Origin of the sequence: Streptomyces sp. NBC_01012, from assembly GCF_045162755.1 — a bacterium.
Classification (GTDB): Bacteria; Actinomycetota; Actinomycetes; order Streptomycetales; family Streptomycetaceae; genus Streptomyces.
Genome location: NZ_CP108688.1, coordinates 1,226,176 through 1,238,276 on the forward strand (window position 1 = coordinate 1,226,176; position 12,101 = coordinate 1,238,276).

General features: G+C 70.9%; 11 protein-coding genes. 2 read left to right on the forward strand and 9 right to left on the reverse strand.

The features are described 5' to 3' along the window. Window positions 1–67 precede the first annotated feature (67 nt). Window positions 68–1,111, forward strand: a complete 1,044-nt coding sequence (locus OG623_RS05255) for a DMT family transporter (RefSeq protein ID WP_406144698.1) — start codon at window positions 68–70, stop codon at window positions 1,109–1,111. Here the strand turns inward: OG623_RS05255 and OG623_RS05260 are convergent. From OG623_RS05260 to OG623_RS05290, 7 genes are all read right to left on the reverse strand, one after another. Continuing rightward, window positions 1,101–3,167: a phosphocholine-specific phospholipase C gene (locus tag OG623_RS05260; RefSeq protein ID WP_406144699.1), complete on the reverse strand. Its 2,067-nt coding sequence runs from the start codon at window positions 3,165–3,167 to the stop codon at window positions 1,101–1,103. The genes OG623_RS05255 and OG623_RS05260 overlap by 11 nt on opposite strands. A 192-nt stretch (window positions 3,168–3,359) precedes the next feature. Next, window positions 3,360–3,869 (reverse strand): hypothetical protein, encoded by a 510-nt coding sequence (locus tag OG623_RS05265; RefSeq protein WP_406151688.1) that lies wholly within the window; start codon window positions 3,867–3,869, stop codon window positions 3,360–3,362. A 235-nt stretch (window positions 3,870–4,104) separates the two neighbouring features. Then, the gene (locus OG623_RS05270; RefSeq protein WP_406144700.1) at window positions 4,105–5,271 is read right to left on the reverse strand and encodes an ROK family glucokinase; all 1,167 of its coding nucleotides are present in this window, start codon (window positions 5,269–5,271) and stop codon (window positions 4,105–4,107) included. Between the two features lie 132 nt (window positions 5,272–5,403). Beyond that, on the reverse strand, window positions 5,404–6,264 hold the full coding sequence (locus tag OG623_RS05275) for an ATP-binding cassette domain-containing protein (protein WP_406144701.1): 861 nt from the start codon (window positions 6,262–6,264) through the stop codon (window positions 5,404–5,406). Then, window positions 6,261–7,310, reverse strand: a complete 1,050-nt coding sequence (locus OG623_RS05280; protein WP_406144703.1) for an ABC transporter permease — start codon at window positions 7,308–7,310, stop codon at window positions 6,261–6,263. Before OG623_RS05280 ends, OG623_RS05275 begins: the two co-directional genes overlap by 4 nt. Next, window positions 7,307–8,290 (reverse strand): substrate-binding domain-containing protein, encoded by a 984-nt coding sequence (locus OG623_RS05285; RefSeq protein ID WP_406151689.1) that lies wholly within the window; start codon window positions 8,288–8,290, stop codon window positions 7,307–7,309. The genes OG623_RS05280 and OG623_RS05285 overlap by 4 nt, the downstream gene beginning before the upstream one ends. A 242-nt stretch (window positions 8,291–8,532) precedes the next feature. Further along, window positions 8,533–9,294, reverse strand: a complete 762-nt coding sequence (locus OG623_RS05290) for a GntR family transcriptional regulator (protein ID WP_406144705.1) — start codon at window positions 9,292–9,294, stop codon at window positions 8,533–8,535. Between the two features lie 78 nt (window positions 9,295–9,372). Here OG623_RS05290 and OG623_RS05295 point away from each other — a divergent pair, with 78 nt between their 5' ends. Further along, a complete protein-coding gene (locus tag OG623_RS05295) occupies window positions 9,373–10,377 on the forward strand; it encodes a Gfo/Idh/MocA family oxidoreductase (protein WP_406144707.1) in 1,005 nt (334 codons plus the stop codon). Between the two features lie 12 nt (window positions 10,378–10,389). On the opposite strand, the gene OG623_RS05300 is transcribed toward OG623_RS05295, so the two are convergent. Further along, the gene (locus OG623_RS05300; RefSeq protein WP_406144709.1) at window positions 10,390–11,604 is read right to left on the reverse strand and encodes a cytochrome P450; all 1,215 of its coding nucleotides are present in this window, start codon (window positions 11,602–11,604) and stop codon (window positions 10,390–10,392) included. Continuing rightward, window positions 11,601–12,092: a PaaI family thioesterase gene (locus tag OG623_RS05305; protein WP_406144711.1), complete on the reverse strand. Its 492-nt coding sequence runs from the start codon at window positions 12,090–12,092 to the stop codon at window positions 11,601–11,603. The genes OG623_RS05300 and OG623_RS05305 overlap by 4 nt, the downstream gene beginning before the upstream one ends. Window positions 12,093–12,101: the final 9 nt, after the last annotated feature.

Genomic DNA, 12,101 nt, shown 5'->3' on the forward strand with positions numbered 1-12,101 from the left:
CCGGTGCGGCGAGGCACTTCACGCGCTCCGGCGCCGGGCCACGGGCAGACCACGGAAAAGGAACGCGATGACCGAAACGGGACGGCGTACCCCCGGGCGAGGGGCGGCGGCCGGCTCCGCCGGGACAGGGGCGCTGTGTGTGCTCGCGGCGTCCTTGCTGTGGGGCACGACGGGCACGTCGGCGACGTTCGCCCCGGATGTGGGACCGCTGGCGATCGGCGCGGTCGCCATGGGCCTCGGCGGGCTGCTCCAGGCGCTGATCGCCGCGCCCCGCATCGTCGCGGAAGCGGCCAGGCTCCGCACGGAGCGGGGCGTGGTGCTGATCGGCGCGCTGGCCGTGGGCACCTATCCCCTGGCCTTCTACAGCTCCATGCACCTGGCCGGGGTCGCCGCCGGGACCGTCGTGTCGATCGGCTCCGCGCCGCTCGCCTCCGCGGTGATCGAGCGGTACGCGGACGGGCGGCGCCTCACGCCCCGGTGGCTGGCCGGAGCGGCGCTCGGCCTGTCAGGAACCGCCCTGCTGTGCGCGGCCGAGGCCGCTTCGGCAGGATCAGGGGACCGGCAGTCGGCCACATCGACGGTGCTCGGGGTGGCGCTCGGCCTGCTCGCAGGCCTCACCTACGCCCTGTACTCATGGGCGGCCCACCGCCTGATCACCCGAGGCGTCACGGCGCGCGCCGCGATGGGCACCGTGTTCGGGATCGGCGGCCTGCTGCTGATGCCGGTCCTCCTCGCCACCGGCGCCCCGCTGCTCACCTCCTGGACCAACGTGGGCGTGGGCATCTATATGGCCCTCGTCCCGATGTTCATCGGCTACGTCCTCTTCGGCTGGGGCCTCGCCCACGTCCCGGCGAGCACGGCGACCGCCCTTTCCCTCCTGGAGCCCACGGTCGCGGCGATCCTGGCGGTCCTCGTCGTCGGGGAACGGCTGCCGGTGCTGGGGTGGTTCGGCATTCTGATGGTCGTCACCTGCCTCGCGGTCCTCACGGTGCCGTCCCGGGGGACGCCTCGTTCGCGGGCGGGGGCCGTCGAGCGAGGCGGCGACGCGGGAGACGGTCCGTGGGCGGGGCCGACCTCACCCGTGCCCCGGCAGCCCGGGGTCAGCCGGTGACCAGGCCAGGATCGCTGGTGCCGGCCTCGCCCGTCTCGACGTGCCCGGCGAACCGGCGGAGGAACCCCGGGTCCGCGTCCGAGACCACCGTGACGTCGTACCAGTGCTTACTGCCCCGCAGGTCGACGTTGTGTTTCACGGTCGCCCCCGCGCGCACCGACAGGGTCTGCGTCTCTCCCCCGTAGGCATCGGCACCACGCACGGTCAGCTGTACGGTCCCGTCCCCGGTGTTGGTGAGGGTCAGCTCAAGCCCCTCGCCCGCCCCGTCATGACGCGCCGTCACCTCAGGTCCGGCCGCCTTGCCCGGCCCGCGGAAGGTCCGCAGGAATCCGTTCGGCCCGTGCACGGTGAGGTCGGTCGCTTCCTCGGAGTACGCCGTGTTCCAGCTGTCGGAGACCGACGTACCGGCCCCGGTCGTGTAGGTCCACGGCCCGTCGGTGCGGTTGCCGGACGTCACCAGGAAGTGCGCTCCGGCGGCGTCGCCACCGCTGAAGGTGAGCTGGTACTTCCCGGTGGCCGGATCGGCCGCCCCGTCCACGAACGGTGCGTAGGGCAGCGGCCGGGTGGGCCGCCCGCCCTGCTCCTGCTTCGGCACGCTGCCGGTGGCCGGGGGCTGCGGTACGTAGTCGGGGTGCCGGTCACCGTCCGGGGGCGCGTACCCGCCGGTGGAGGGCAGCGAGGCGGGTGAGGTGTCCGTACGGCTGAAGTCGAAGGCCGAGGTCAGGTCACCGCAGACGGCCCGCCGCCAGGGCGAGATGTTGGGCTCGCGCACACCGAAGCGCTCCTCCATGAACCGGATGACGGAGGTGTGGTCGAAGACCTCCGAGCACGAGTAGCCGCCGGTGCTCCACGGGGACACGACGGTCATGGGCACGCGCTGGCCGAGCCCGTACGGCCCGGCCGCGTAACCGGCGTCGCCGGGAAAGTGGTCGGCGGAGGTGTCCACCGTGGACAGCCCCTGCGCCGCCCCGGACGGCACGAACGGGGGCACGACGTGATCGAAGAAGCCGTCGTTCTCGTCGTAGGTGATGAAGAGGGCGGTCCGGCCCCACACATCGGGGTCGGAGGTCAGCGCGTCCAGCACCTGCGAGATGTACCAGGCACCGTAGTTCGCGGGCCAGTTGGGGTGCTCGCTGTACGCCTCGGGGGACACCACCCAGGAGACCGAGGGGAGCGTACCGGCCCGTACGTCCGCCTTCAGATCGTCCAGGAGCCCGTCGCCGCTCTTGACGTCGGTGCCGGTGCGCGCCTTCTCGAAGAGCGGGTCACCCGGCTCGGCATTGCGGTAACTATTGAAGTAGAGGAGGGAGTTGTCGCCGTACGTCCCTCGGTAGGCATCGTCGATCCACCCCCAGGAGCCGTCGGCGTCGAGCCCGTCACCGATGTCCTGGTAGATCTTCCACGACACCCCGGCCTCCTCCAGCCGCTCGGGGTAGGTGGTCCAGCCGTACCCGGCCTCGTCGTTCCCGAGCACCGGACCGCCGCCCGACCCGTCGTTGCCCGTGTACCCGCTCCACAGGTAGTAGCGGTTCGGGTCGGTCGAGCCGAGGAACGAGCAGTGGTAGGCGTCGCAGATGGTGAAGGCGTCGGCGAGCGCGTAGTGGAACGGGATGTCCTCACGGGTGAGGTGGGCCATCGTCGTCGCCGTCTTGGCGGGCACCCACTGGTCGTAGGCACCCTTGTTCAGCGCCCGGTGCCCACCGGCCCAGTCGTGGTTGAGGTCCTGGAGGAACTGGAGCCCGAGATCGTCGGCCTGCGGCCGGAACGGCAGCACTTCCTTGCCGAGTCCGTCCTTCTGGTGCCAGACCGGCTTCCCGTCGGGCAATGTGACCGGACGCGGGTCGCCGAAACCGCGCACCCCCTTCATGGTGCCGAAGTAATGATCGAAGGAACGGTTCTCCTGCATCAGCACGACAATGTGCTCGACGTCCTGGAGCGTGCCCGTGCGTCCCTTCGCGGGGAGGGACGCGGCACGGGCGATGCTGCCGGACAACGCGGAGAAGGCGACCGTGGATCCGGCAAGTTGCAGGAGACGGCGACGGTTCAGTTCTGCCATGGGTGGAGGCCTCTGTGGGGTGAGGAAACATGAGGGCGGAAGCGACTGGAGTGTTCCAGAAGCGACCTGCTCCACGGAAGACCTCACGGTGCGCGCACGGTGTCGTCCGGCCGAACAGTCGGCGCCGGGGCAGTGGGCGCGCGGGCCTACAGCGCCGGGGCTACGGCTGCGGGGCTACGGCCGGGCCCGCCGTCAGGGAGTCGCCGCGGAGACCACGTAGACGACCGGAGCCGCCGGATCCGTCATGTTGACGGTGATCGTCTGGGTGGGGCGCGGGGACTCGTTCGTGTGGACCGTGCCCGCCCAGTCGACGCCAGGACCGAAGAACCAGCCGGTGATCCTGGTGTCCCGTTCGCCGATGCTGACCTTGCCGGTCTCCAGCGCCGCCCGGCCGGTGCCGACGCCGCTCAGGAAGCGGTCGAGTCCGGCGGAGGTCGTACGGAACTTCACGTACATCCGGCTGGCTTTCCAGTTGTTCGTCTCGTAGTACTGGACGCCGGCCGCGTTGCCGGGGACGGGCAGTTCGAAGATCCGGCGCTGCATGCCCGACGGCCAGTCCTCGCGCAGTCCCTGGGCCGCGGCCTCGGCCTCCTTGTCCTGGCCCGAGCGGCGGCTCTGGCCCGCGGAGATCACCAGGTAGCCCGCCGGGATGCCGATGAGCAGGACGATGATGGTCAGCGTGATCAGGCGCCGTCTGATCATCCTGCGCCGGTCCTGCGGAGGCGTCCCACCGCCGTCCCCCGGGGAGCCCGAGGAACCCGACGAGCCCGAAGAGCCGGAATGCCCGGAGGAGCCCGAGGAGCCCGAGGAGCCGGACGTGGGGGGCTGGCGCGGCACGATGTGGTGCTCGGCTGCGGTCATGTGCGGTGATCCCTCGAAGCTGCGGTACGGAGCGGAGTGCGGGTGGCCGGGGGTGCCGCGTGGCACGGCCCTCGGGTCACTCGGCGGGCCGGGTGCTGCGGGTGTTGCGGATGGTGCTCGCGGCCTGGTCGTAGAACTGTGCGTACCGCTCGTAGCGCTCGACGCGGCGGCGGTTGGTCCGCCGGAACCTCCGGGCGACCAGCCGCGCCAGGTCGGCGGCGCCGACCATGCCGGCCTCGGGGCCCAGCTGCGCCTTCGCGATCCGGGCCTCGGGGCGGTAGCCGCGGCCGGTGAGCTGACGCTTGAAGGCGTCCCTGGCCGGGCCGATCAGCAGGTCGTCGGCGGCGCTGACACCGCCGCCGATGACGAAGCAGGACGGGTCGAGGGCGGCCGCGAGATTGGCGATGCCGACACCGAGCCACTGGCCGATGTCCTGGAGGAGCTCGACACACATCGCGTCGCCCTCACGGGCCAGCTCGGTGATGAGCGGCCCGGTGATGTCGGGGATGTTGCCCTTGACCCGCTCGATGATCCCGTACGCGACCGGGGAGTCGGCCGCGGCCAGCTCCTTGGCCTCACGCACCAGGGCGTTGCCCGAGCTGTACTGCTCCCAGCAGCCGCGGTTGCCGCACGGGCAGCGGTGTCCGGCGGGCACGACCTGCATATGGCCGAACTCACCCGCGACCCCGTACTTGCCGCGCTTGACGTGCCCGTCCTCCAGGATCGCGCCGCCGATGCCGGTACCCAGCGTGATCATGACCAGATGGTCCTCGCCGCGGCCTGCGCCGAAGCGCCATTCCGCCCAGGCCGCCGTGTTGGCGTCGTTGTCCACCATGACGGGGACCACGAGACGGGAGGCGAGGGCGTCGCGGAGGGGCTCGTCGCGCCAGGCGAGGTGCGGGGCGAACAGCACCTTGGAGCGGTCCGCGTCGACCCAGCCCGCGGCGCCGATCCCCACGGCGTGCACATCGTGCCGGTCGGAGAGGTCGAGGACCAGCTCGACGATGGTGTCCTCGACGACCTGGGGGCTCTTCGACTTGTCCGGCGTCTCGGCCCGGATGGTCTCCAGGATGGTGCCGTCGGCGTCGACGACCCCGGCCATCACCTTCGTCCCGCCGATGTCGATACCCACCGTGGGGACTCTGGGCGCCGTGAGGTGCGAGCGCCGCTCCTTGGTGCCGACGGTCCGCAGGACGGTGGCGCGGGCGGAGCCGCGGTGTGTGAAGTCGCGGTACGTGCTCATCGTCCCTGCGCAGGTCGGGGGGCCGGGCGGTGATCAGTCCGGCGGCGGACGGCGCCCGCCGTACCCGATTCTGCCATTCCCGCGCCCCCGGAACGGATCTCCCGGCCGGAGACGAGGGAAGCGGGACAGGGTTTACGGGGTGTCGTCACCGGCCGGACGGCCGCCGATGTGGTCGGGGGACGGGGCGCGCTCCAGCTCGTGGCTGAGCTGGTCGAGCTCGCTCCCACCGGCCATCTGACGCGTCAGTTCGTCCAGCGTGACGTCGTCCTTGGTGTGGCTGCCTGACATGACGCCGCGCTTCAGCAGTACGAAACGGTCACCGACGAGATACGCATGGTGCGGGTTGTGCGTGATGAGGACCACGCCGAGTCCCGCGTCCCTGGCGGCCGCGACGTACTTGAGCACGACCCCCGACTGCTTGACGCCGAGCGCCGCGGTCGGCTCGTCGAGTACCAGGACCTTGGCACCGAAGTACACGGCGCGGGCGATGGCCACGCACTGGCGCTCACCGCCGGAGAGCGTGCCGATGGGCTGGTCGACGTCGCGGAGGTCGATGCCCATGCGCAGCAGCTCCGCGCGGGTGGTCTCGCGCATCCGCCGCACGTCCAGGCGCTTGAACGGGCCCGAGCCCTTCGTGGGCTCGGAGCCGAGGAAGAAGTTGCGCCAGACCGGCATCAGCGGAACGACGGCCAGGTCCTGGTAGACGGTGGCGATGCCCCGGTCCAGGGCGTCGCGCGGGTTGACGAGCGTGGTCTCCTCGCCCTCGATCAGGAACGTACCTGCGTCGTGCCGGTGCAGCCCCGCGATGATCTTGATGAGGGTCGACTTGCCGGCGCCGTTGTCGCCGAGCACACAGGAGATCTCCCCCGCGCGGACCTCCAGGGAGACGTTCTCCAGGGCCTTGATGTTGCCGTAGTACTTGCTGACGCCGTCGAGCTGGACGAGCGCCTGGCCGGCCGCGTCCCGGGGGGCCGGAGCCTGGGTGGCCGTCATTTCGTCGCCTCCGCGCGCTTGCGTACCCAGTGGTTGAGCAGGGTGGCCAGGAGCAGCATCGCTCCCAGGAAGAACTTGAACCAGTCGGGGTTCCACTCCGCGTACACGATGCCCTTGCTGGTCATGCCGAACATGAGCGCGCCGATCGCGGACCCGATCGCTGAGCCGTAGCCGCCGGTGATCAGACAGCCGCCGATGACGGCCGCGATGATGTAGATCAGCTCGTTGCCGACGCCCTCACCCGACTGCACCACGTCGTAGGAGAACAGCAGGTGCTGGCCGGAGACCCAGGCGGCGAAGGCGACACCGAGGTAGAGCCCGATGCGTGTACGGATCACCGGGACGCCGACCGCTCGGGCGGCGTCGGACTCGCCGCCGACGGCGAAGATCCAGTTGCCGAAGCGGGTCCGGATCAGGATCCAGGTGGCGACCGCGACGAGTGCGGCCCACCAGAGGATGGTGACCTTCAGCTCGACGTCGCCGATGGTGAGGTAGGAGGCGAAGACCTTACGGGCGGAGGCGAAGCCCTCCATGTTCCCGATGGACTTGGTCGAGACGGTCTCGCCGATCAGCTTGGTGAAGCCGAGGTTCAGTCCGGTCAGCATCAGGAACGTGCCGAGCGTGATGATGAAGCTCGGCAGCCTCGTACGGGTCAGCATGAAGCCGTTGAAGGCACCGAAACCCAGGGTGACCAGCAGCGACACAAAGACGCCGACCCAGACGTTGGCGGTCATCTGGTAGCTGAACATCGAGGAGATCAGCGCGGAGCTGGTCACCATCACACCGGCGGAGAGGTCGAACTCGCCGCCGATCATCAGCAGCGCCACGGGCGCGGCCATGATCCCGATGGTGGAGGCCGCGTACAGCACCGTTCCGAGGCTGGAGGTCTGCAGGAAGCTGTCCGCGACGAGCGCGAAGAAGAGGAAGACGGCCAGCGCACCGACGACCGAGCCGAGCTCGGGCCGGCCGAGCAGCTTGCGCAGCGGGGAGGTGCGCAGCAGACGTTCGTCGGTGTGGGACGCCGCCGGTTGCCCGGTCGCTGTCATCGCGTCCCCCGGTTCGTGTACTCGGCCAGCTCGTCGGCGTCGTCGCGGGTGATGACCTGCGGGCCGGTCAGGACGGGCAGGCCGCCGCCGAGGACGTTCTGGTTGTAGCGGTAGAGCCAGAGCAGGTCGACGGCCTCGTACCCCTGGAGGTAGGGCTGCTGGTCGACGGCGAAGCCGAGCGTCTTGTTCTGGAGGCCGGTGGCGACGCTCGCGTTGAGGTCGAAGGTGTCGATCTCGGCCTTGCTGCCCGAGGTCTGCTTCGCCTTCACGGCCGCGGCGGCGAACGGGGCGCCCAGTGTGACGACGGCGTCGATGCTCTTGTCGGAGTCGAGCTTGGCCTCGATGGACGCCTGGACGTCGGGCATGTTGGTGCCGTCGACGTAGAGGTTCTGCATCGTCCCGTCGAAGGACTTCTTCGCTCCGGCACAGCGCTGCTCATGGCCGACGTTGCCCTGCTCGTGCAGGATGCACAGGGCCTTCTTGCGGCCCCGCTTGCCGAGCTCGTCGCCGACGGCCTCGCCCGCGATGGACTCGTCCTGGCCGATGTGGGTGAGCGCGCCGAAGGCCTTGGACTCGGCGGAGCCCGAGTTCACCGTGATGACGGGGATGCCGGCCTTGACGGCCTTGGCCACGACGGCCTTCATCGAGTCGGGCTTGGCGAGCGAGACGATCAGGCCGTCGACCTTCTTGTCGATCGCCGTCTGGACGAGCTCGGCCTGCTGCTGGCCCTCGTCGTTGTGCGAGTAGAGGAAGTTGATGTTGTCCTTGCCTGCCGCCTGCTCGGCGCCCTTCTGGACGATGTCCCAGAAGGTGTCACCGTCACCCGAGTGGGTGACCATGGCGAACGTCCAGCGGGGCGTGTTCACCGCGGACCGGCCCTCGGCCGCCTGCCGGGCCGCCCGCTCCTCCGCCCGCTTGCCGCCGGTGCTGCTGCATCCCGCGAGGGAGGCCGCCAGTACCGCTGCCAGCACGGCGCCCATCACGCGTACCCCTGTACGAACCCTTGCCACGACGCCGTGCCCTTCTTGTGCTGCTCGCTGTGCTGCCTGGTGAAGCCGGGGAGGGCGGAGCCGCCGCCCGGCGGGCCAAGTATCCCCGAGCCCGGACCGGCGTGACCCGGCAGGGGCGCGGGCCGCGCCCTCCCGTCGTTCTAGCGACCACGCATGACCGCGTCAACGATTTTGTCCGAACATTCTGACCCGGGCCCGCGGAGCCCGGGATCTCAGGACCGGACCAGCAGCTGGAACTCGAAGGCGTACCGCGAGGCGCGGTAGACGTGCGAGCCGAATTCGACCGCCAGGCCGCCGTCGTCGAACGTGATGCGTTCCATCGTCAGCAGCGGCGCTCCGGCCGGCTCCGCGAGCAGCTCCGCCTCCTCCGCGGTGGCCGCGCGGGCGCCCACCGTCTGCCGGGCGCTGTGCAGGGTGATCCCCGAGGCGCGCATCATCCGGTACAGGCCGGTCGACTCGAGCCGCTCGGCGGAGAGGTCGAGCAGCTGCGTCGGCAGGTGGTTGCGCAGGAGTGCGATGGGCTCGTCGTGCGCGTACCGCACACGCTCGACGAAGTGGACGTCGCCGCCCTCCTCGATGCCGAGCGCGGCGGCGACCTCGGGGGTGGCCGGCTCGACCGTGCTGCGCAGGACCCGGGTCGTCGGCTGCCGGCCCGCGGTCTCCAGGTCGTCGTAGAGACTGCTCAGTTCGAGCGGGCGTCTGATCCGGCTGTGCACGACCTGGGTGCCGACCCCGCGCCGGCGCACCATGAGCCCCTTGTCGACGAGTGACTGGATGGCCTGGCGGACGGTGGGCCTGGACAGTCCGAGGCGGGCGGCGAGGTCGAGTTCGTTGCCGAGGAGGCTGCCGGGTGCGAGGCGCCCCTGCTCGACGGCCGCTTCCAGCTGCTGGGCCAGCTGGTGGTAGAGCGGGACGGGACTGCTGCGGTCCACGCCAAGACCCAGGGCGGCGGAGTCGGCGGTGGGTTTGGGCACGGCAGGGAGCGTACCGCACCCTTCGGTTTGTCAGGACATATAGTTGACAGTGCGCCCGGGGACCGGCACGTTGGGTCCATGCGCATCGGAATCATCGGCACGGGCCGGATCGGCTCCTTCCACGCGGGCGTCCTGGCACGCCACAGCGCCGTCACCTCGCTGGTGGTCGCGGACGCGGACGCCGCGCGCGCCGCCGAGGTCGCGGCGCGGACCGGCGCGACCACCGCCGCATCCGCCGACGAGGTGTTCGCGGCGGGGGTGGACGCGGTCGTGATCGCGTCGGCGACCTCGGCACACGCCGATCTCGTCGGCCGCGCGGCACGCGCCGGGCTGCCCGCCTTCTGCGAGAAGCCGATCGCGCTGGACCTGGCGGGCACCCTGGGCGCGCTGCACGAGGTCGAGCGGGCCGGCAGTGTGCTCCAGCTGGGCTTCATGCGCAGGTTCGACGCGGGGTACGCCGCGGCGCGCACCGCGGTGCAAGCCGGGGCGCTCGGCCGACTGCACACCGTGCGGGCCGTGACGTCCGACCCCGCTCCCCCGCCGGCCGCGTATCTGCCGCTCTCCGGCGGCCTGTTCAGGGACTGCCTGGTGCACGACTTCGACATCCTGCGCTGGGTGACGGGCCGTGAGGTGACCGAGGTGTACGCGACCGGCTCGGACGCGGGCCCCGCGATGTTCCGGGACGCGGGCGATGTGGACACGGCGGCGGCGCTGCTCACCCTGGACGACGGCACGCTCACCACGGCGACGGCCACCCGGTGCAACGGGGCAGGTTACGACGTCCGCATGGAACTGGCGGGCGAGCAGGACCAGATCGTGGTCGGCCTCGACGACCGTACGCCGCTCGCGTCCGCCGAGCCGCAGGGGCCGCCCGCGCCGGCCAAGCCGTGGCCGGGCTTCCTGGAGCGGTTCGCCCCGGCGTACGAGGCCGAGCTGGACGCGTTCCTCGCCGTCGTACGCGGGGAGCGGGCGAACCCGTGCGACGGCCGCGAGGCGCTGCACGCTCTGCGCATCGCCGAGGCGTGCGAGCTGTCGCGCGCGCAGCGCCGCCCCGTACGGCTGACGGAGATCGCCGAGGCCTGAGGGCGACGGGCGCTACCAGGCGACCGGCAGGCTCTCCGGGCCCCGTATCAGCATGCCCGTACGCCAGGACAGGTCGGCCGGTTCGATGTCGAGCCGCAGCTCCGGGCAGCGTTCGAGGAGTGACCGCAGGGCGATACGCGCCTCGATGCGGGCCAGCGGCGCGCCCAGGCAGTAGTGGATGCCATGACCGAAGGCGACGTGCCCGCGGGCGTCCCGGGTGATGTCGAAGCGGTCTCCGTCCGGGAAGCGGGCGGGGTCGCGGTCGCAGTCGGCCATCGCGACCAGGACGAGCTCGCCACCGCCGGGGATCACCGAGCCGGCGACCTCGATCGGTTCGGTGGTGAAGCGGTAGGTGGGGGTCTCGACGGGGCCCTCGTAGCGGAGTGTCTCCTCGACGGCGTTGTCGATGAGCCCGAAGTCCGCCCGTAGCAGGTCGAGTTGGCCGGGATGGGTGAGCAGGCTCAGGACGCCGTTGGAGATGAGGTTGACCGTCGTCTCGTGCCCCGCGACCAGCAGCAGCCAGGCCATGCCCGAGAGTTCGTCGGGGGAGAGCTGGTCGCCGTCGTCGTCCGAGGTGTGGATCAGCGCGCTCATCAGGTCGTCCCCCGGGGCGGCACGCTTCTGCGCGATCAGCCCGGCGAGGTAGTCGGTCATGGCGGCGCTCGCCCGTCCGCGCGCTTCGGCGTCGAGGGAGGAGACGGCGATGTTGGACCATTCGCGGAATGCCTGCCGGTCCAGGGACGGCACACCCAGCAGTTCGCAGATGACGGCCATCGGCAGCGGGAACGACAGCGCCTTGACCAGGTCGGCGCTCCGGACAGGCCCTGCGGTCATGGAGTCGAGGAGACGGTCCGTCATCTCCTGGATGCGCGGGGCGAGTTGTTCCATCCGGCGTGGGGTGAACTCCCTGGCGACGAGCTTGCGCAGTCGGGTGTGGGTCGGGGCGTCGCTCCCCAGCATGTTCGTCCCCGAGGACACCTTGCTCAGGCCCAGCGAGGGCGAGGCGCTCTGCCAGCTCTTGGAGAGCCGCTGGTCGGCGAGGAGGGCACGCCCAGCCTCGTAGCCGACGACGAGCCAGGCCTCCGCGCCCTCCGGGATACGGACCCGGTGCACGGGGCCGCGGGCCCGTAAGCGTGCGTAGACGGGATAGGGGTCACGGATGAAGGCGTCGCCGAGCGCGCCGAGGTCGAACAGGGCTTCTGCGGTCGCTGTGGACTCTGTGGTCAACGTGTTTCTTCCCTTCGGGCCGGACGGGCGGAGAGAACGGTCCCCTGTGCCACCGCGCACAGGGTCTCCGCTCCCTCGTCGTCCGTCGTGTACAGATCGCAGCGCACGACGGCCTGCCTGCGGCCGGTGTGCACCACTTCGGCGCGGGCGCTCAGGGTGCGCCCGCTCGCCGGACGGACGTACTGGATGGAGAAACCGCCGGTCAGGACGGCCGCTCCGAGCGTCGTCCCGGCGGCGAACGTCAGTGCGTTGTCGGCCGCGTAGGACAGCACCCCGCCGTGCAGGAAGCCGTTCTGCTGGGTGAGCTCCTCGCGTACGTCGACCTCGAGCACGGCCCTGCCGTCCCCGAACTCCGTGATCCGTGCGCCGACGAGGGCGCTGAACGGCTGGCTGTCGAGGACCTGCTGTGCGGTGTCGGGGGAGAGTTCAGGGGTGGTGGCCCCGGAGGTCTTGGAGGCCGTGGAGTTCTTGGCTGTCTTGGATGTCATGGAGTCCAT